Annotated in this window: 19 protein-coding genes and 1 pseudogene; 11 read left to right on the top strand and 9 right to left on the bottom strand. The window is 64.7% G+C overall.

Going from position 1 to position 17,347, the window contains the following annotated elements:
• Nucleotides 1–45: 45 nt before the first annotated feature.
• Nucleotides 46–2,166 carry a BTAD domain-containing putative transcriptional regulator gene (locus L0V05_RS12325; RefSeq protein ID WP_234870900.1) on the bottom strand — a complete coding sequence of 707 codons (2,121 nt, stop codon included), beginning with the start codon at nt 2,164–2,166 and terminating at the stop codon, nt 46–48.
• Between the two features lie 469 nt (nt 2,167–2,635).
• Between L0V05_RS12325 and L0V05_RS12320 the strand changes: the two genes are divergently transcribed.
• Both L0V05_RS12320 and L0V05_RS12315 read left to right on the top strand, forming a co-directional pair.
• A complete protein-coding gene (locus L0V05_RS12320) occupies nt 2,636–2,860 on the top strand; it encodes a hypothetical protein (RefSeq protein ID WP_234870898.1) in 225 nt (74 codons plus the stop codon).
• Nucleotides 2,861–2,952: 92 nt separating this feature from the next.
• Nucleotides 2,953–3,210, top strand: a complete 258-nt coding sequence (locus L0V05_RS12315; RefSeq protein WP_234870896.1) for a YjiS-like domain-containing protein — start codon at nt 2,953–2,955, stop codon at nt 3,208–3,210.
• A 36-nt stretch (nt 3,211–3,246) separates the two neighbouring features.
• Here L0V05_RS12315 and L0V05_RS12310 read toward each other — a convergent pair whose 3' ends face one another.
• The 4 genes and pseudogenes from L0V05_RS12310 to L0V05_RS12295 all read right to left on the bottom strand — a co-directional run bounded on the left by L0V05_RS12310 (nt 3,247) and on the right by L0V05_RS12295 (nt 5,967).
• Nucleotides 3,247–4,083, bottom strand: coding sequence for an ATP-binding protein (locus L0V05_RS12310; RefSeq protein WP_234870894.1), 837 nt, complete (start codon nt 4,081–4,083; stop codon nt 3,247–3,249).
• Between the two features lie 8 nt (nt 4,084–4,091).
• Nucleotides 4,092–4,967, bottom strand: coding sequence for a twin-arginine translocase subunit TatC (tatC, locus tag L0V05_RS12305; protein ID WP_234870892.1), 876 nt, complete (start codon nt 4,965–4,967; stop codon nt 4,092–4,094).
• 478 nt (nt 4,968–5,445) lie between these two features.
• Nucleotides 5,446–5,731, bottom strand: a pseudogene (tatB, locus tag L0V05_RS20720) (Sec-independent protein translocase protein TatB); the annotation flags it as partial.
• 38 nt (nt 5,732–5,769) lie between these two features.
• Nucleotides 5,770–5,967: a twin-arginine translocase TatA/TatE family subunit gene (locus L0V05_RS12295; RefSeq protein WP_234870890.1), complete on the bottom strand. Its 198-nt coding sequence runs from the start codon at nt 5,965–5,967 to the stop codon at nt 5,770–5,772.
• A 198-nt stretch (nt 5,968–6,165) separates the two neighbouring features.
• Between L0V05_RS12295 and L0V05_RS12290 the strand changes: the two genes are divergently transcribed.
• The gene (locus L0V05_RS12290; RefSeq protein WP_234870888.1) at nt 6,166–6,840 is read left to right on the top strand and encodes a helix-turn-helix transcriptional regulator; all 675 of its coding nucleotides are present in this window, start codon (nt 6,166–6,168) and stop codon (nt 6,838–6,840) included.
• Here L0V05_RS12290 and L0V05_RS12285 read toward each other — a convergent pair whose 3' ends face one another.
• The gene (locus L0V05_RS12285; protein WP_234870886.1) at nt 6,841–7,395 is read right to left on the bottom strand and encodes a DUF2239 family protein; all 555 of its coding nucleotides are present in this window, start codon (nt 7,393–7,395) and stop codon (nt 6,841–6,843) included.
• Between the two features lie 96 nt (nt 7,396–7,491).
• Between L0V05_RS12285 and L0V05_RS12280 the strand changes: the two genes are divergently transcribed.
• On the top strand, nt 7,492–7,827 hold the full coding sequence (locus L0V05_RS12280; RefSeq protein WP_234870884.1) for a GIY-YIG nuclease family protein: 336 nt from the start codon (nt 7,492–7,494) through the stop codon (nt 7,825–7,827).
• 66 nt (nt 7,828–7,893) lie between these two features.
• On the opposite strand, the gene L0V05_RS12275 is transcribed toward L0V05_RS12280, so the two are convergent.
• Nucleotides 7,894–8,673 (bottom strand): SDR family oxidoreductase, encoded by a 780-nt coding sequence (locus L0V05_RS12275; protein WP_234870882.1) that lies wholly within the window; start codon nt 8,671–8,673, stop codon nt 7,894–7,896.
• Between the two features lie 99 nt (nt 8,674–8,772).
• Here L0V05_RS12275 and L0V05_RS12270 point away from each other — a divergent pair, with 99 nt between their 5' ends.
• The 5 genes from L0V05_RS12270 to L0V05_RS12250 all read left to right on the top strand — a co-directional run bounded on the left by L0V05_RS12270 (nt 8,773) and on the right by L0V05_RS12250 (nt 13,913).
• Entirely contained in the window at nt 8,773–9,771 is a 999-nt protein-coding gene (locus L0V05_RS12270; RefSeq protein WP_234870880.1) for a Hint domain-containing protein, read from the top strand.
• Between the two features lie 41 nt (nt 9,772–9,812).
• The gene (locus tag L0V05_RS12265) at nt 9,813–11,411 is read left to right on the top strand and encodes a peptide chain release factor 3 (protein WP_234870878.1); all 1,599 of its coding nucleotides are present in this window, start codon (nt 9,813–9,815) and stop codon (nt 11,409–11,411) included.
• Nucleotides 11,412–11,729: 318 nt separating this feature from the next.
• The gene (locus L0V05_RS12260; RefSeq protein WP_234870877.1) at nt 11,730–12,749 is read left to right on the top strand and encodes a VPLPA-CTERM sorting domain-containing protein; all 1,020 of its coding nucleotides are present in this window, start codon (nt 11,730–11,732) and stop codon (nt 12,747–12,749) included.
• A 75-nt stretch (nt 12,750–12,824) separates the two neighbouring features.
• Complete coding sequence (locus tag L0V05_RS12255; protein ID WP_234870875.1) at nt 12,825–13,295, top strand: invasion associated locus B family protein; 471 nt, start codon at nt 12,825–12,827, stop codon at nt 13,293–13,295.
• Between the two features lie 9 nt (nt 13,296–13,304).
• Nucleotides 13,305–13,913: a hypothetical protein gene (locus L0V05_RS12250; RefSeq protein ID WP_234870873.1), complete on the top strand. Its 609-nt coding sequence runs from the start codon at nt 13,305–13,307 to the stop codon at nt 13,911–13,913.
• Here L0V05_RS12250 and L0V05_RS12245 read toward each other — a convergent pair whose 3' ends face one another.
• Nucleotides 13,914–14,339 carry an OsmC family protein gene (locus L0V05_RS12245; protein ID WP_319937904.1) on the bottom strand — a complete coding sequence of 142 codons (426 nt, stop codon included), beginning with the start codon at nt 14,337–14,339 and terminating at the stop codon, nt 13,914–13,916.
• Between the two features lie 8 nt (nt 14,340–14,347).
• Entirely contained in the window at nt 14,348–14,851 is a 504-nt protein-coding gene (locus L0V05_RS12240) for a hypothetical protein (protein ID WP_234870870.1), read from the bottom strand.
• 72 nt (nt 14,852–14,923) lie between these two features.
• On the opposite strand from L0V05_RS12240, the gene L0V05_RS12235 reads away from it, so the two are divergent.
• Both L0V05_RS12235 and L0V05_RS12230 read left to right on the top strand, forming a co-directional pair.
• Nucleotides 14,924–15,682: a hypothetical protein gene (locus L0V05_RS12235; protein ID WP_234870868.1), complete on the top strand. Its 759-nt coding sequence runs from the start codon at nt 14,924–14,926 to the stop codon at nt 15,680–15,682.
• A 114-nt stretch (nt 15,683–15,796) separates the two neighbouring features.
• A complete protein-coding gene (locus L0V05_RS12230; RefSeq protein WP_234870867.1) occupies nt 15,797–17,308 on the top strand; it encodes a DEAD/DEAH box helicase in 1,512 nt (503 codons plus the stop codon).
• Nucleotides 17,309–17,347: the final 39 nt, after the last annotated feature.

Genomic DNA, 17,347 nt, shown 5'->3' with positions numbered 1-17,347 from the left:
AACTCAAGGCAGGAGGGGAAGCGACCGGCATGCCGGTGCCGGGGTTCAGTGCTGAACAGGCGGCTGCGCGGGCCGATCCGGCAGACCTGCCAGCCTGAGCATGTCGATGAAGCGCTGGTGATGGGCATCCTCGACATACCTGGGCATGAAACCCGGAGCGACGTTGCGCAAGGTCAGGTCCGGCCAGACTCCAAGGCAGGATTCGATCGCCGACGTGGCTTCCTCAAGATCGCCCAAAGCGGCGGCGGCCGCCGCCCGGAACAGTCCCGCGCGGACGAAACCCGGCTTCGACCGGCAAATCCGCCGCGCGCCATCGAGCGCGGCGTGATCCTCGCCTGCCGAAAACTGGGCAACCACCACGCTGTAATGCCGCCAGAAATCGGCGATGTCGTGCGAACTCAGGGTGAACGCTCGCTGCGCCATCGCCAGAGCCTCGTCGCGCAAGCCAAGATAGGCATATTGCTCGGCAAGGTCCGAATAGGGTGTCGGGAAGTCTGGGTTGAGCTCGATCGTGTGGCGCAGTTCGGCGGCGGCCTGTGCGTGTCGGCCAAGGTTCGACAAGCTCCAGGCATAAGCAAGCCGGGCCATCTCGTCATCCGGTACAGCCTCGACTGCCTTCAGGGCCAGGCGCATGGCCCGCTCCATGTTGTCGACGGTCTTCGGCAGAACGCCCTGGGCCATGCTTCCAGAAATGGCCAGCGAAAGGGTCCGCATGCCGCGCAGGCTGGCCGGCTCGAGTTGCAGCGCCTGCTCGGCCAGTCGGACCGCCTCGGTCAGGGACTCCTGCGTCATCTCGTAGTATTTGACGAAGGCCCGCTGCACGATCATGCGAACGCGGGCATCGTCCGGCGGGGTACGGTCGCGCACATTCCAGCGCGTCAGCATCAGGTCGATCCTGACCGCAAGCGCGATCGAATGCGCGACGCTTTCCTGAAATCCCGCAAGATCCTCGTCGCTGCCGTCGAAACGCTCGGCCCAGAGAAGCAGGCCCGCGACCGCGTCGGTCAATTGCGCGTTCACCCGGATCCGGCCCGGAGACCGCTGGACGCTGCCGCTTAGCACATAGCGCGAAGACACCTCTCCAGAAGACGAGGTCCCGGGTACAGATCGATGAAGGTTCTCCGACAGGATCCTGATCTCGCGCTGATGCAGCAGCGCGATGATGATGTCCTCGACCAGGACGCTGGCGAACTGGTCCTTCCCCTCGCCCGAGAGGTTGACGAAGTCGAGAACCATGACCGCTTGCTCTGTGCTTTCCGCTTGCGAAGGCGCGCGCGCGACTGGCAATTCGGACAATTCGGGCCGCGCAATCGGCTGAACCGACGCCGCGATGTCCCGCCGCAGGGCCTCAGTCTCGGCGCTTGGCGATACGTCGAATTCGCGGCGGAGCACGTCGCGGCAGAACTGGTACTGCTTCAACGCCCGGTCCCGCTGCCCGGCTCGGGCATAGAGCTCCATCAGAAGGCGGTGCGTGTCCTCGCGGGTTTCGTCCGAGGCAAGAAGGTCACGCGCCAGGGCCAGGCCCTCCTCCCCGCCCGTGCGGCGGGCAAGGCCGGCCTTCGCCTCGGCGGCCATTTCCATGAGCTTGTCGCGTTCTCCCTCCGCCCAGCGGTCGAAAACCGCCGAGCCTGAAAGGAAGCCCTCCAGGAACGGCGCCGCAGCAAGATCCAGGGCGGCGCGGATATCCTCGTCGCGCCCGGTGGCGACCAGCCGACCGAAAAGCTCGGCATCGACATCAAGAAGCCCTGCATCGAGCGACAGCATTTCGCGGTCCGCGCGGATCAGATCGGGCAAGTCGCTCGACATCTCGCGCCGAAGCACGGCAAGCGACTGGCGCAGGCTGTTGCGGGCATGATCTCCGTCGCGGTCCGACCAGAGAAGATCGGCCAGCCTGTCGCGTGGTGCCGTCATTCCCTTGCAGCGCGACAGATAGACAACGATGGCCAGCCCTTTGCGCCCAGCGATCTGGATCGTCTGCCCCGAGGAGCGGACCAACCGCGGACCGCCGAACAGTTCCAGACGAAGTTCGCGACGCGGAACCGCCCGGTCCCCGAGCACCTTCGAGCTCGGGAAGGTCCCCGACGCGACTTCGACATGCCGCATCGGCAGAAATGCAATCGAGGGGATCTGGCCGAACGTTCGCCTGCCTGTCTCGATGTCGCTCATCCCTGTCTCCTTCCACACGCAGTTCAGTGCGCCTGCACTCACGCAATCCTTGGCTTTCGCGGGAAGAACTTCTGTAATTCGTATCACATTTCGTGCATTTCGCATGCCGTCAGGGCCGACTTACCTGTGAGAAATGCCGTTTTTGGGCATCGTTTTGCGTAGATCCCGGCGATTCCCGGCAGCCCCGCTGGCGACAGCACACCCCCTGCACGAATAGTATGAAAGTCGATCTCTGCTCGGTTGCGCGGGCTTTGCCTGCCAGCGAGCGCGAATACCGATTTCACGCGGATCTCGCGAATCTAACGGCGGATTGTCCGCTTATTCACGCGCGAATGACGGAGCCGGCGCGACCGGCGGCCCGGAAAGTAACGCTACGTCATCCAAGCTGGCTGCATCGCTTCGTCCACACGACCATCCACGCAATCGCCGCACGCCTGAACACCGCAGATCATAACAAGGAATTGGTCCCATGCTTCGCTACGATCTGGTCATCAATGCCCACTCGGCCACCTCTCAGTCCGGCAGCGCCTATCTCAACCGCGAGCTCTATGAGTTCGAGAAGATCCGCCGCGCCAAAGAGGCAGACAAGCCACAGACCCGCCATACCCTGCGTCATGCCTTGCTTCTGGCGGCGGGATTGGGCGCCGTTCTTGGCGTGATGCAGATCACCCAGGCGCTGACGACCGTCGCCTGACCTGTCGCGCACCGCACCGACTGTCGTGACGCCGGGGCATCGCTCGGTGGTCCGACGCTGCAACGCTTCAAGAGTGTAAAGGGAGAGCTCCGATGGTCAGCACCACCGATCACATGATAGGCCAAACCCACGCCGCCGCTGCGGACGGCAGCACACAGGGCCACCTAACCAAGGGCCTCCTGCGCAGCTGGCTTCCCGGCCTGGCGGCGTGGATGGACCGTCAGGAAACGCGGCGCAGGCAGCGCGACTGCTATCGCGCCCTGCTTGGCTGTGACGACCACATGCTGCGCGATCTCGGCGTGACGCGCCTCGACGTCATGCACTACCTTGAACGGCTCGACGGGCGCTGATCCCGGGCAGCCGGAGCGCATCGGCCGGGAAGGGCGTCAGATCGTGACGCCCTGTCGTCCGGCGAGATCGGTAAAGAACTGCCAGGCCACACGCCCCGAGCGAGCGCCTCGCGTGGCCTGCCATTCGATCGCTTCGGCACGTAACTGCGCCGGATCGACCGCGATGCCATAGGCCGCGCAATAGCCATCGATCATCGCCAGGTATTCGTCCTGCGAACAGGGATGGAACCCCAGCCACAGCCCGAAACGATCGGACAGCGATACCTTCTCCTCCACCGCCTCGGACGGGCTGATCGCGGTCGAGCGCTCGTTCTCGATCATGTCGCGCGGCATCAGGTGGCGGCGGTTCGACGTCGCATAGAAGATCACATTGCCGGGCCGCCCTTCGATCCCGCCGTCGAGCACCGCTTTGAGTGCCTTGTACTGCTGGTCGTCATGGCTGAAAGACAGGTCGTCGCAGAACAGCAGGAACCGCGCCGGTGCCGTGGCAAGCACCGCCAGAAGCCGGCCGACCGAGGCCAGATCCTCGCGGCTCAGTTCGACGATCTTCAGGGGCAGGCCCTGACGCACCGCCTCGGCATGGACCGCCTTCACAAGGCTCGATTTACCCATGCCACGCGCGCCCCAGAGCAGCGCGTTGTTGGCGGGCAACCCACGAGCGAATTGCAGCGTGTTGGCCAGCAGCACGTCGCGCACCCGATCGATCCCCAGCAGCAAGGACAGATCCACACGGCTGACCTTTGGCACTGGCACCAGCCGATCCGGCGACGTGTGCCAGACAAAGGCGTCGGCAGCCCCGATTTCCGGCAGGGGCGGCGTCGGCGGGCTCATCCGTTCCAGCGCCTCGGCTATGCGGGTCAGAGGATCGCTCATCTTGCTGCTCAAGGCTTCGCCGGCGGCTTTTCCTCGACGTCGGACGAGGTGGAGTCGTCATCCTCGAACCACAGACCCTGCGCCCGAAGCTCGGCTTCGCGACGCTTCTCGATGCGCCGGATCAGGAAGATCGACACTTCGTAGAGCGGATAGATCGCCGCGAAGAGGATGATCTGCGACATCATGTCGGGCGGCGTCGCGATGGCAGCGAGGATCAGGATCAGGACGATGGCATATTTGCGCATCCCCGCCAGCCCCTTGGACGTAACGATCCCCGCCTTGCCCATGAGCGTCAGCAGAACCGGAAGCTGGAAGCACAGACCGAAGGCCATGATGAACGAGGTCGTCAGCGACAGGTATTGCTCCATCGAGCCCTGGAAGACGATGCCGGCCACATCCGGGTTCTTGGTCACCGCGGCCGGATCGGCAGTCATCGACTGCTGGAACCCGAGGAAGAAGCTGAAAGCTGTCGGCAGAACCACATAGAAGGCGAAGGCCGCGCCGATGAAGAACATCACCGGCGAGGCGATAAGAAACGGCAGGAACGCCGATTTCTCGGACTTGTAGAGACCCGGGGCGACGAACCGCCAGAGTTGCGTTGCGATCACCGGGAAAGCCATGATGAAGCCGGCCATCATCGAGATGCGGATCGCGACGAAGAAGCCTTCCTGCAGCTTGATGAGCACGAGGCCGCATTCCTGCCCGCGGTCTTCAAGCGCATTGCAGATCGGCTGGGTCAGGAAGTTGAAGATCGGGTTCCAGACCGCGAAGGCCAGGAAGATGCCCACGACAAAGGCCGCGAGCGAGATCATGATGCGGTTGCGCAGTTCGATCAGATGCTCGATCAGCGGGGCGCTGCTGTCGTCGATTTGGTCGGTCGTCATGCCTTGCTTCCGCTGTCATCGGTCTTGACGGACTTGCCGGATTTGCGCGCCTTGGCTGCCGACGACTTGTCCACTGCGGCACCCAGACGATCAGGACCCTTGCCTGCCGCAGCCTTTGGGGCGCGCGTCTTCTTCGCGGGCGCAGCTTCGGTGACAGCCGCAACCTGCGCCTCGACCTTGGCCTTAGGAGCCTTGGCAGGCGCTGCTTCGAAAGCGGCCTTCGGCTTGCGGGTCACGGGCTTGCGCTGCACGGCGGGGTCTGCGCCTTCCGCTGGTATGGAAGCCACAGGCAGCGGGGCGACCGGTGCAGCCGGGTCAGGCTTCGGGGCCAGACTCGCCTCGAAGGCAGCCTGACGCGCAGCCTTTTCCTCGGCCATCTTCTCGGCAAGCGCCTTGGTCGCCGGTCCCATCGGGGTCGGTTCCGGCGCTTCGGGATCGGGAACGGGCGCGGCCGCTGCCGTCGGCGCCGGTTTCGGCGTCGGCTTCAGGGGATCCCATTTCTCGAACTTGTCCGCCGCCTTCTTGACGGCATCGAGGCCAAGGCTCTGCGGCGAGGTCATCGTCTTGAGATCCTTGGCGATGTCCTTGACCCCCGCCTCGTCCGCCGCCGATTCCATCGCACGCTGGAAGTCGCGCGCCATCGACCGGGCCTTTGCGGTGAAGCGGCCGAGCGTCCGGAACATCTCCGGCAATTCCTTGGGACCGATGACGATCAGCGCCACGACCCCGATCAGCATCAGTTCGGTCCAGCCGATATCAAGCATCTTTTACGCCCCGCCCGCGCCGTCCATCCGACCCGCGATCAGGCCTTGTCTTTCTCGCTTTCGGGCGTCACGTCGCGCACCGCCTCGATTTCCTCGGTTCCGTCTTTCACGCCTTTCTTGAAGGCGGTGATGCCCTTGCCGACTTCACCCATCAGCGCGCTGACCTTGCCGCGTCCGAACAGCACGAGCAGCACAACCCCGATGATCAGAATCTCGGTAACGCCAAATCTTCCCATGGCTCTTTCTCCTTCGCGGGCGAACCTCCCGGCACGCCGTCCGAATTGCATGACGGTTCGGTGTAGCCCCCCGCCTGCCGCAAGGATAGCGCGATTCTTGCGGTGCGACTGTCCACAGGTGCGCTGAAGTGGCCTTGAATCTGTCTCACCTGACAGTTTATTGTCAGTTGCCCTCCAGTTTCGCACGGGCAACCCGCCATGAAGCGCACCGACCGCCTGTTCAACATCCTCCAGATTCTCCGCGACGGTGAACTTCATCGCGCTGCCGACATCGCGGCAACGCTTGGGGTTTCCGTGCGCACGGTCTGGCGGGACATGGCGACGCTCGCATCGAGCGGCCTTCCGATCGAGGGCGAGCGCGGCCTTGGATACATTCTCGGCGCGCCGATCACCCTGCCGCCGGTGGCGCTCGGCAAGGAGGAACTCGAGGCGCTACGCCTTGGCATCACCCTTGTTTCCAGCGCCCAGGACCCGGCGACGGCGCGGGCGGCAAAAAGCCTCGCCGCCAAGATCGCCGCCGTCGCCCCTTTCGGGACCGAGGAAACCGGCAGCGAGAGCTTTGTCTTTTCCACCCCCGAGGCAGCCCGCGCCGCGCCGCATCTAGGCATTCTGCGCCGCGCTCTGCGCGACCGGTTGATGCTTGTCCTGCACTACCGCGACGAGGCCGGAAACGAGACCGAGCGGCGGATCAGACCCTTGCATCTGGAATACTGGGGCCACGCCTGGATCCTGACTGCCTGGTGCGAATTGTCTCAGGATTTCCGTGTGTTTCGCGTTGACCTTGTCATGTCGCTTCACCCGGACGGCACCGCCTTCATGCCTGAGCCCGGCAAGACCGCAGAGGATTTCCTCGCCCGCCTTACCCGGCCCTGATCACCTCTCCAGCAGGCGCAGCGCGTGGTCGGCGATGTCGCCGGGCCAATCGGCGATCAGCGCAGAAAAGCGGGCCCCGTCACCGGCAAACAAGGCGCGCGACGCTTCTTCAAAGCCCGGCAGGTCGCCCGCAATCCCCGACAGGAAGCGATAGCAGCGCTCGCGCGCCTGCCGAAGGACGGTGCGCCCGTCATCCGCCTTTCGCGCCTCGTCCACCAGACGGCGGAGCGCCGCCGAGGCGCCGCCGGGCTGATCGGCCAGCCAGTCCCAATGCCGGGGAAGGAGCGTTACCTCGCGCGCGGTCACCCCAAGCTTTGGCCGCCCCCGCCCCCGGACCGGGGTTTCGGCGTTCGGCGCAAGGCGTGCCCTGACCTCTTCGTCGCTGCCGCGCAGATCAAGGTCCAGGACGCGCCCGGTGGCGTCGTCAAAGATCAGGACCGGCCCGCGGGTCTCGTCGAGGCGGCGGACGGCAAGGCCGACTTCCGCCAGCGGGCCTTGGGCGATCCGTCTGGTGCCTTGAAAGGCGGTCCAGCCGAGGGGGTGTTCGTCTGTCATGCGTGCCTCCAATTTGCCGGTAAATTTATCCGGGTATTAATACTTGTCAATATTACCCGGATGAATTACTCCGCCGATCGACAGAAGGAATCGATCATGACATCAGCCGCCCGAAAATCCGCGATCAGCGACTACAAGGAACGCAAGGCCTCTGCCGGGATCTATGCGATCAGTTGCCTGGCCACAGGCCAGGTCTGGGTCGGCCGGGCGCCGGACACCGGCGCGATCGCCAACCGCGTCTGGTTCATGCTCCGCCAGAACGCCAGCACCCATCGCAGCCTGCAGGAGGCGTGGAACCAGCAAGGCGCAGAAGCCTTCACGCTGGAGATCGTAGAGGTGCTGGACCCGGACCTCACACCCTATGCCCGCCAGGACGCGCTGAAGACCCGGCTTGGTCATTGGGCGGGGATGCTGGGGGCAACGGCAATCTGAGGCCTGTCCAATATCCTTCGAAGGATATTGGCAGATCTCTTCGAAGAGATCTGCCCGCGCCTGACCTCAGATCGTCGCGTTCACCGCACCGCCGTCAAGCAGGATGTTCTGGCCGACGATGAAGCCCGCATGGGCCGAACACAGAAAGGCGCACATCGCTCCAAATTCCTGCGGCGTGCCGTAGCGCCCGACCGGGATACTGGCGGCCCCGCGCCGTTCGACCTCGGCAACCGTGATGCCCTGCGCTCTTGCGGCGGCTTCGGCCAGGGCAATCGAGCGATCTGTTGCATGACTGCCCGGCAGCAGGTTGTTGATCGTCACCCCGTGTTTCGCCACCTGCCGCGAGGTGCCGGCCACAAAGCCGGTCAGCCCGGTGCGCGCGGTGTTCGACAGGCCGAGCGCCGCGAGCGGCGCCTTGACCGATTGCGAGGTGATGTTGATCACCCTGCCCCAACCGCGCTCGATCATCCCCGGCAGAAAGGTCTGCATCAGCGCGATCGGCGTCAACGTGTTGGCGTCGAGCGCGCGAATGAAATCGTCACGGCTCCAGTCTGACCAAAGGCCCGGGGGAGGTCCCCCGGCATTGGTCACAAGGATGTCGATCCGCCCTGCCGCTGCGATCACCCCGGCCCGCGCCTCGGACGCGGTAATGTCGCCGGCCGCTGTCAGCACCTTGACCCCGTGCGCCTTTCGGATCGCCTCGGCAGTCTGCTCCAAGGCCTCGGCGCCGCGGGCGTTCAGCACCAGATCGACACCTGCTTCGGCCAGTGCCTCGGCACAGCCGCGGCCCAGCCCTTTCGATGCTCCGCAGACCAGTGCCCGCTTGCCCCTGATGCCCAGATCCATCGCCGCCTCCAATATGCCCTGATCCCGGAGTAGCATCGAGGGCGCGGAACGAGAAGGCGGTTTGACCTTGCCCGGCACCGCGCCCAAGATCGGCATCTGATGACAGACAGGACCTCCCCCTCCGTCGATCCACACGGCCAGACTGCACAGGTCTTTGCCGCCGACGATTTCCGCGTGGTCAGCGGCGTCAATCGCGGCGAGGGCCCGGAGCGGGCCGATCTTCTGGAACCGGGCGACATCTACGAACTCCGCGACGGCGGAACGCCTTTGCGCATGCGACTGGTGCAGACAGGCGACGGGACCCGCGTGGCCGAGGGGTCGGGCATAGGCCAGTCTGGCGACAGGCTGGATCTGCTCGCGGCGCTGGTCTTTCTTGCGGCCCATGGCGAACGGGTCGAGGTGCTGTTGCTGGGCCATGCCTCCGGCGCCTATCTGCTGCCGCTGTCGCCGCTTGCCAGGCGGACAGGCTACACGCTGGTCGGCATTGACGAGACGCCGAAGGATGCAAGGCTGACCGATCTGATCTGCGTCTCGCTGTCGCGCGGCACGCTCATCACCCTGCCATCGGGCCTTCAGCAGCCGATCGAGGCGCTCCGCCCCGGTGACCGCGTGCTGACCCGCGATCACGGCCCCCAGCCGATCGCCTGGATCGGCCAGGCGGCGCTGCGCGCCGTCGGCGCCTTTGCCCCCGTGGTGATCGGAGCTGGCGTGCTTGGCAATGCCCGTGACCTGATCGTTAGCCAGCATCACCGCATCTTCCTCTATCAGCGGGCCAGGCGGTCTGGCATCCGCACTGCCGAGGTTCTGGTTCAGGCCAAGCACCTGATCGACGGAGAGCAAATCTTCCTGCGCGAGGGTGGCATGGTCGAATACTTCAGCCTCGCCTTCGACCGCCACGAGATCATCTATGCCGAGGGCATTCCCTGCGAGAGCCTTCTGGTCAGCGAGGCCACGGTCGCCCGCCTGCCTCCGGACCTGGCGCAAGCCGTGCGCGACCGTTTCCCCGGCCTGCGTCAGGACCAGCATTTCGGCACCGAGGCCGGGCGCGAGGTTCTTGACAGCCTGAGGGATGCGCTGATCCGGCCCTCCCTGACCTGAGGTGATGGACGAAATGACGCTCTTGCGCTAACAGCCGGGCCATGCTCGACAACCGCGCCCAACTCCCGCCCGAAATTGCCCGTCGCCGGACCTTCGCGATCATTTCGCACCCCGACGCCGGAAAGACGACGCTGACCGAAAAGTTTCTGCTGTTCGGGGGCGCGATCCAGATGGCGGGACAGGTGAGGGCAAAGGGTGAGGCGCGGCGCACGCGGTCGGACTTCATGAAGCTCGAGCAGGAGCGCGGGATCTCCGTCTCGGCCTCGGCCATGTCCTTCGACTACCGCGAGTTCCGCTTCAACCTCGTCGACACGCCCGGCCACTCGGACTTTTCCGAGGACACCTACCGCACGCTGACCGCCGTGGACGCGGCGATCATGGTGATCGACGGCGCGAAGGGCGTGGAAAGCCAGACGCGGAAGCTGTTCGAGGTCTGCCGCCTGCGCGACCTGCCGATCCTGACCTTCTGCAACAAGATGGATCGGGAAAGCCGCGACACCTTCGAGATCATCGACGAGATCCAGGAAAACCTGGCGATCGACGTGTCGCCGGCAAGCTGGCCGATCGGGATGGGCCGCGAGTTCGTCGGCTGCTACGACATCCTGCACGACCGGCTGGAGCTGATGGACCGCGCCGACCGCAACCGGGTGGCGGAATCGATCAAGATCGACGGGCTGGATGACCCGAAGCTGGCCGAACATGTCCCGGCCGAGCTGCTGGCCAAGCTCCGCGAGGAGCTGGAGATGGCGCGCGCGCTCCTGCCCGCCTTCGACCGCGAGGCATTCCTGAACGGCTCGATGACGCCGATTTGGTTCGGCTCGGCCATCAATTCGTTCGGGGTGAAGGAACTGATGGATGGCATCGGCGAATACGGCCCCGTCCCGCAGATCCAGAAGGCCTCCGAGCGCGGCATCCTGCCCGAGGAACAGGCCGTGACCGGCTTCGTCTTCAAGGTGCAGGCAAACATGGACCCCAAGCACCGCGACCGGGTGGCGTTCGTCCGCCTCGCCTCGGGGCATTTCGAACGGGGAATGAAGCTCCTCCATGTGCGGTCGAAAAAGCCGATGGCGGTGTCGAACCCGGTGCTGTTCCTCGCCGCCGACCGCGAACTGGCGGAAGAGGCTTGGGCGGGCGACATCATCGGCATCCCGAACCACGGGCAACTCAGGATCGGGGACGCGCTGACCGAGGGTGAGACGCTGCGCTTCACCGGCATCCCGAGCTTCGCGCCGGAACTTCTGCAGGGCGTGCGCGCGGGCGACCCCATGAAGGCCAAGCACCTGGAAAAGGCGCTGATGCAGTTCGCCGAGGAAGGCGCGGCAAAGGTCTTCAAGCCGATGATCGGCTCGGGATTCATCGTCGGGGTCGTGGGGGCGCTGCAATTCGACGTGCTGGCGAGCCGGATCGAGCAGGAATACCAGCTGCCGGTCCGCTTCGAGGGCTCGCAATTCACCTCGGCGCGGTGGGTGTCAGGCCCCAAGGCGTCGCTCGAGAAGTTCATCAACGTCAACAAAGGCCATATCGGCTATGACCACGACGGCGACGTGGTTTTCCTGACCCGCCTGCAATGGGACATCGACCGCGTCCAGCGCGACTATCCCGATCTCAGGCTGACCGCGACCAAAGAGATGATGGTCTGAGCCGTCCGAGCCATTTGCAGTCGCAGCGAATCACATTCCGGTGATCTGGCGTGAGCAGCGCCAGACGCGGCTTTGGCGTGCTTCCGGTGGGGTGAAGCTTTGGCGCGAAAAGATTCATTCAAACCATATTTTCCCCATCGGCAACAATCTACAACCAGATGCGGGATTGTAATTGCGAGCGAGGCTAAATCTTAGGACTCTGGGCCTTAAATTGTTTCAAAGTAGGCAGAATTCTGGCATCTTAATTACGCGGGCAGGATTTAGCCCTGTGTGTTTTTTGTACAGCCTGTTTCAACTAACCAGTGATGGAGGATTTCCATGCTTCGTAACTTGGCGCTCGCCGCTGGCGCTGCGCTCTTCCTGCCAATTGCGGCCAACGCCGCTACGGCGATCATCACCGACGGCAATGTCAGTCTGGGCGTCGACAACTTCGGTCAACTGAACGTCGGCGGCGGTGTCCGCGACGTTGTCGGTCAGACGATCGTGGGCGAACGTTGGATCGACCCGGATGGCGTTCAGTACGAGTCCACCTCGCACGGCTGTCTTTGCGAAGGTTGGGGTGTTGCCGTCAACGGCACCACCGCCGGCTATGCGAACAACTCGTCCGGGACGGGCGGGCTTACCCAGATCAGCTTCGACTCTGACGCCAAGACGGCGAAAGTCGTCACGCAGATCAACGGCACCGATGTCTTCGTGACACACAGCTTCGCGCTCGCCACGGAAACCGATGACCTTTATCGGGTGAAGGTGACGATCGAGAACAAGGGGACGTCCGGCGTCACCGATGTGACCTACCGCCGGACAATGGACTGGGATACCTCGCCGACCCCGTTCAGCGAGTATGTCACCATCCAGGGCACCACGACCACGACGCTTCTGAACCGTTCGTCTGACAATGGCTTCTCCAGCGCCAACCCGCTGGCGAATGACGTGACCGACCTGAATGGCTGCGGATTTGCCGACTTCACCGCATGCGGTCCGGACGATCATGGTGCGGTCTTCGACTTTGGCTTCGGCGACCTCGCTGCCGGAGAGTCCTATTCGTTCGACATCTACTACGGTGGCGCCGCGAACAAGAAGGACGCCCTTGCTGCGCTCGGCGCGGTGAAGGCCGAGCTCTACTCCTTCGGCTGGTCTGCGCTTGATCCCGATCAGAACGGCTTCTCTGACGCTGGCGCGCGGACCCCGACCTTCATCTTCGCCTTCTCGGGCGTTGGTGGCGAGGTCATCGTGCCCGAACCCGGCGCGGTTCCGCTGCCTGCGGCTGGCCTGATGCTGATCGGCGGTCTGGGCGGTCTTGGAGCCTTCGGCGCATTCCGCAAGCGCAAGGCGGCCTGAGAATCTGATGACAACGGTTGCGGGCAGGCGTTCTACTGGCGCCTGCCCGTTTTCTTTTTCCGAAGGTGTCGAATTATGTTTCGCAGTATCCTCCTCGCCTCGACCCTGATTGCGCCGCTTGCCGCGCAGGCAGAAGATCAGGCTGCCTGGCAAAGCAATTGCCAGAACGGGTCTTGCACCTTGGTGCGAAGCGTCGCCGAAAGCGGCACGGACCGTACTGTGGCGACCTTTATCGTTGCCCTTTCCAAAACACATGAGACGGCGCGCGTGGGCGTCGCCCTGCCCCTTGGCACCGCCCTTGATGCCGGCGTGCGGATGATCGTTGGCGACAAGACCCTGAACGTCCCGTTCCAAGTCTGCTTCCCCGATGGTTGCCGCGCAACGGCCGACGCAGATTCAGCAACCCTCGCTGCGCTGACGGGCGCGGCGGCGGTCCAGGTGCAGTTCTTCCCGTTCTCGTCGGACAAGCCCGTGGCGGTCGACGTGCCGATGAGCGGCCTTGCCGAGGCCATTGCAGCGGCACGCACAGCCCTGACCCAACCCTGACCGGCCGGAATGCCGCTCCGGAACCGCGTCCTGCCCAACGGCGAGATCGTCGCCGTTGCAGGGCGTGGGCTGTTCACCGGCAACCGCGGCATCCTGCATGACGCACAGCGACAGCTGGGGCGGGCGCGCTGGCGGCATCCGCACTGGATAATCTGCGCGCTGGACTACAAGGACGTGCGCCGCAGGGTGATGTCGCCCGGAACCTGGACGGAACTGTTCTTTCTGGACGAGGCGGTGGCTCTGGCCGCTGGACACCGCCCCTGTGCTCTGTGCAGACGCAGCGCCTACGAGGCCTTCCGTGATGGGTGGCAGGCGGCAACGGGCAGCCGCGCGTCGGCAGAGGCGATGGACCGCGCGCTTCATGCGGCACGCCTTGGGGCCGACCTACGCCAGCAGAGCTACGCGGCGGACTGGACCAGCCTGCCCTCTGGTGCATTTGTCCAGCTTGAAGGCGCTTCCTGGCTACTCATGGGCGACCGTTTGCGCCGCTTCACCCCCGAAGGCTATGACGCCACGCTTCGGCGCCCCGCATCTGGCAAGGCCGAGGTGATGACCCCGGCCCCGACCATTGCCGTGCTGCAGGCGGGCTATCGTCCCGCCCTGCATCCTTCCGCCTGATCAGGCGAGTTTCGCGTCCAGCGTGATCTCTGCCGCCTTGAGCAGCCGCGAGATCGGGCAGCCCGCCTTTGCATCCGCCGCAGCCTTCTGGAAAGCGGCATCGCTCGCGCCGGGAATCTTCGCCGTCAGATCGAGATGGATCTTCGTGACAGTCGGCGCGCCGTCTATGACGTCGAGCGTTACGGTCGCCGTGGTGTCGATCGCGTCGGCGGTCAAGCCGGCCTTGCCGAGTTCGGCCGACAACGCCATCGAGAAGCAGGCGGCATGGGCCGCGCCGATCAGTTCCTCGGGGTTGGTGCCCTTTTCGCCCTCGAACCGCTTGCGGAAATCGTAAGGCAGACCCGACAGCCCTCCCGAAGCGGTCGAAATCTGCCCCTTGCCGGTTTTCAGGTCGCCCGCCCAATGGGCCGATGCCGCATTCTTCAGTGCCATTCTCACTCTCCTCGATTCAAAGACGGCACCCTGGCGGCCGACGGGCAAAGAATGGGGCGTCCACCGTCAGGGTCAAGGTGGAGACAGACGTGCCGATGTCCATGATCCGGGCTGGTCCGGTCAAGGCGGATCAACCGGGGCAGCGACCGTTCGGCTCGGCAATCGGCAACGGACAGGGCCACGACCTGTTCGCCCATCGGAAAGCCGGCGCCAAGAGCAACGATGCCTCCGTCGGCTGGGTTTAGGCTGGTCCGGTGCAGCTTGCCGGCAGCGGTCCACGACGCCAGCATTGCCGCCCCGCCGGACATCCCCGGATCGAAGATCAGGCCATAGCGGGCCGAAGCCGAAACAGCATGAAAGCTCAGATGCATCTGCTTGATGCACGCCCGCGCAGGATCCGCAGACAGGACTTGTTGATAGGCGGCGTTCTGGGACTGAACAGAACTAGCAGTAACCAGCAGAAACGCCGCAAAAACGGCCAAGAGACGCATGATGAAAATCCACAATTGAAAAGGTCGTCGTTAAATGCCGAAAGTGTCTCGCAGCGACGCCTCCGGCGCAAGGACTTCAAACCGTCGATGACCGCGACCTATCCCAATGCACCCGAGACGCTGATCGCGCGTTGGCAGGAACGGCGCACCCCACTTGATTTTGCCCGGGGCGAGGCCCTGCCGCCCCTGGATTCGGATCTTGTCGCGCTGACCCGTCAGACGGTCGCCGATCCGGGGCCCGAGCGGCCGCGACGAGCCAGCGGATTTGCAATCAAGCGCCATGCCCTGGCCCGCGAACTCGTCGGGCAGCCGGAACTGGTCCTGCTTCATGCGGTCCTGATCGCCTGCCTTCGCAAGCGCGATTGGCCTCGCCATGCCCCCGCGCTGTTCCTGCGGCTGTGGAGCGAGCAGGCTGACTGGCTGATTGTCCATTTGCCCGATCGCTGGAAGATCTCGGCTGCGATTACCTTTGCCGACCATGGCGCGACCGAGGCACAGCGCAGGTTAGGACAGTCGCTTAACCTTATGTTTTCGCTCATGAAACTTTATGAGGCTGAGCGGCTCTACTCCGGGCGGGCGCCAGACGATGCATTCGGCTTCGGCCGAAAGGTCGATGCGCCGCTCCCCCTCGGAATGCCGGGTTTCTCGCTTGGCTCGGGCGGGCTCGACTACAACCTGCTGGCCCCGATCTGGTCCGAGGCGCAGGCGACGCCGATTCTGGGACCGCTCGCCAGCCACCTTCTCGACCGGCTCAACGCCGACCCGGGCACCCTGTTCCGGCGGTTGCAATCGATGCGCAACCGCCGGGAGCAACGTCGCAAAGCCGCGAAACCGCCCGATCCTTGACCTCAGCACACTTTTCCGCTAACGCAACCGAAGGCCGAAAGGCCCAGACGCCGGGGCGCCCGGAACATGCGTCCCATACATTCATGCGGTCCGATACCGCATCCAAGGACGCATATGACCAAATTCTCCGACCTCGCGCTTGACCCGCGCGTGCTGAAGGCCATCAGCGAAGCGGGCTACGAGACCCCCACCCCGATCCAGGCGCAGGCCATCCCCCACGCCCTGCAGGGCAAGGATGTGCTTGGCATCGCCCAGACCGGCACCGGCAAGACGGCCAGCTTCACGCTGCCGATGATCACGCTTCTTGGCCAGGGCCGCGCCCGCGCCAGGATGCCGCGTTCGCTGGTGCTGGCCCCGACCCGGGAACTCGCCGCGCAGGTGGCCGAGAACTTCGATGTCTATGCCAAGCACACCAAACTGACGAAGGCGCTGCTGATCGGCGGCGTTTCCTTCGGCGAGCAGGACAAGCTGATCGACCGCGGCGTCGACGTGCTGATCGCGACACCTGGCCGCCTTCTCGACCATTTCGAGCGCGGCAAGCTTCTGCTCAACGGTGTGCAGATCATGGTCGTGGACGAAGCCGACCGGATGCTCGACATGGGCTTCATCCCGGATATCGAGCGGATCTTCTCGCTGACCCCGTTCACCCGGCAGACCTTCTTCTACTCGGCAACCATGGCGCCCGAGATCGAGCGGATCACCAACACCTTCCTGTCGGGCGCGGTGAAGATCGAGGTCGCGCGTCAGGCGACAGCTTCCGAGACCATCGAACAGCAGCTGATCGCGCTGACGCCCTCGCGCCGCGACCGCAGCTTCTCGGAAAAGCGCGCTGTCCTGCGCGAGCTCATCAAGGCCGAGGGCGAGGCCTGCACCAACGCCATCATCTTCTGTAACCGCAAGATGGATGTGGACGTGGTGGCGAAGTCGCTCAAGGCGCATGGCTTCAACGCAGCACCCATCCATGGCGACCTTGACCAGTCGGTGCGGATGAAGACTCTGGACGGCTTCCGCGATGGCTCGCTGCACCTGCTGGTCGCCTCGGACGTGGCCGCGCGCGGTCTCGACATTCCGGCGGTCAGCCACGTCTTCAACTTCGACGTGCCGACCCACTCCGAGGACTATGTCCACCGCATCGGCCGCACCGGCCGCGCCGGACGGCAGGGCAAGGCCTATACCATCGCCACGCCCTCGGACGACAAGTATGTCGGCCAGATCGAAAGCCTGATCAAGAAACCGATCCCGCGGGGCGAAACCCCGGCGATCGAGATTCGCGAAGGCGCCCCCGACCGGCCCGAGCGCAGCGAACGTCGTCCCTCGTCGCGCGACCGGGGCGAAAAACGCCCGCGCCCGGTGGCCGATCACGGCCGTGAGGCATCGCGCGAACCCTTCCGCCCGACGGAAACCGTCGAGGCCGTCGAGCCCGTGCGGGAGGAGCGCCCCCGCGAAGAACGAGCGCCGCGCGAACAGCGCCCGCGTGAGGATCGCAGCCGCAGCGGCGAGCGCCGTTCGGACAGCCGGTCCGACAACCGCCGCGACTCGCGGCGCGAGGATGGGCCCGTCGTCGGCATGGGCGATCACATGCCCGACTTCCTGCTGCGCAGCTTCGCGCCGGCCAGTTCGGAATAAGCGGCTCCACGCAAGAAAAAGGCCCCGCAACCTGTTGCG

Source organism: Alitabrizicola rongguiensis (genome assembly GCF_021491355.1).
Lineage (GTDB): Bacteria > Pseudomonadota > Alphaproteobacteria > Rhodobacterales > Rhodobacteraceae > Aliitabrizicola > Aliitabrizicola rongguiensis.
The sequence above is the reverse complement of the archived record's forward strand: the minus strand, read 5'-3'. Positions and strand labels throughout refer to the sequence as shown.

What these genes read in the sequence shown, in the direction of transcription:
- L0V05_RS12280 (WP_234870884.1), top strand. Translation starts at nt 7,492, where the DNA reads ATGACATCAGCCGCCCGAAAATCCGCGATCAGCGACTACAAGGAACGC.
- L0V05_RS12290 (WP_234870888.1), top strand. Translation starts at nt 6,166, where the DNA reads ATGAAGCGCACCGACCGCCTGTTCAACATCCTCCAGATTCTCCGCGAC.
- L0V05_RS12275 (WP_234870882.1), bottom strand. Translation starts at nt 8,673, where the DNA reads ATGGATCTGGGCATCAGGGGCAAGCGGGCACTGGTCTGCGGAGCATCG.
- L0V05_RS12325 (WP_234870900.1), bottom strand. Translation starts at nt 2,166, where the DNA reads ATGAGCGACATCGAGACAGGCAGGCGAACGTTCGGCCAGATCCCCTCG.
- L0V05_RS12255 (WP_234870875.1), top strand. Translation starts at nt 12,825, where the DNA reads ATGTTTCGCAGTATCCTCCTCGCCTCGACCCTGATTGCGCCGCTTGCC.
- L0V05_RS12235 (WP_234870868.1), top strand. Translation starts at nt 14,924, where the DNA reads ATGACCGCGACCTATCCCAATGCACCCGAGACGCTGATCGCGCGTTGG.
- L0V05_RS12270 (WP_234870880.1), top strand. Translation starts at nt 8,773, where the DNA reads ATGACAGACAGGACCTCCCCCTCCGTCGATCCACACGGCCAGACTGCA.
- tatC (WP_234870892.1), bottom strand. Translation starts at nt 4,967, where the DNA reads ATGACGACCGACCAAATCGACGACAGCAGCGCCCCGCTGATCGAGCAT.
- L0V05_RS12310 (WP_234870894.1), bottom strand. Translation starts at nt 4,083, where the DNA reads ATGAGCGATCCTCTGACCCGCATAGCCGAGGCGCTGGAACGGATGAGC.
- L0V05_RS12230 (WP_234870867.1), top strand. Translation starts at nt 15,797, where the DNA reads ATGACCAAATTCTCCGACCTCGCGCTTGACCCGCGCGTGCTGAAGGCC.
- L0V05_RS12320 (WP_234870898.1), top strand. Translation starts at nt 2,636, where the DNA reads ATGCTTCGCTACGATCTGGTCATCAATGCCCACTCGGCCACCTCTCAG.
- L0V05_RS12285 (WP_234870886.1), bottom strand. Translation starts at nt 7,395, where the DNA reads ATGACAGACGAACACCCCCTCGGCTGGACCGCCTTTCAAGGCACCAGA.
- L0V05_RS12265 (WP_234870878.1), top strand. Translation starts at nt 9,813, where the DNA reads ATGCTCGACAACCGCGCCCAACTCCCGCCCGAAATTGCCCGTCGCCGG.
- L0V05_RS12260 (WP_234870877.1), top strand. Translation starts at nt 11,730, where the DNA reads ATGCTTCGTAACTTGGCGCTCGCCGCTGGCGCTGCGCTCTTCCTGCCA.
- L0V05_RS12250 (WP_234870873.1), top strand. Translation starts at nt 13,305, where the DNA reads ATGCCGCTCCGGAACCGCGTCCTGCCCAACGGCGAGATCGTCGCCGTT.
- L0V05_RS12295 (WP_234870890.1), bottom strand. Translation starts at nt 5,967, where the DNA reads ATGGGAAGATTTGGCGTTACCGAGATTCTGATCATCGGGGTTGTGCTG.
- L0V05_RS12315 (WP_234870896.1), top strand. Translation starts at nt 2,953, where the DNA reads ATGGTCAGCACCACCGATCACATGATAGGCCAAACCCACGCCGCCGCT.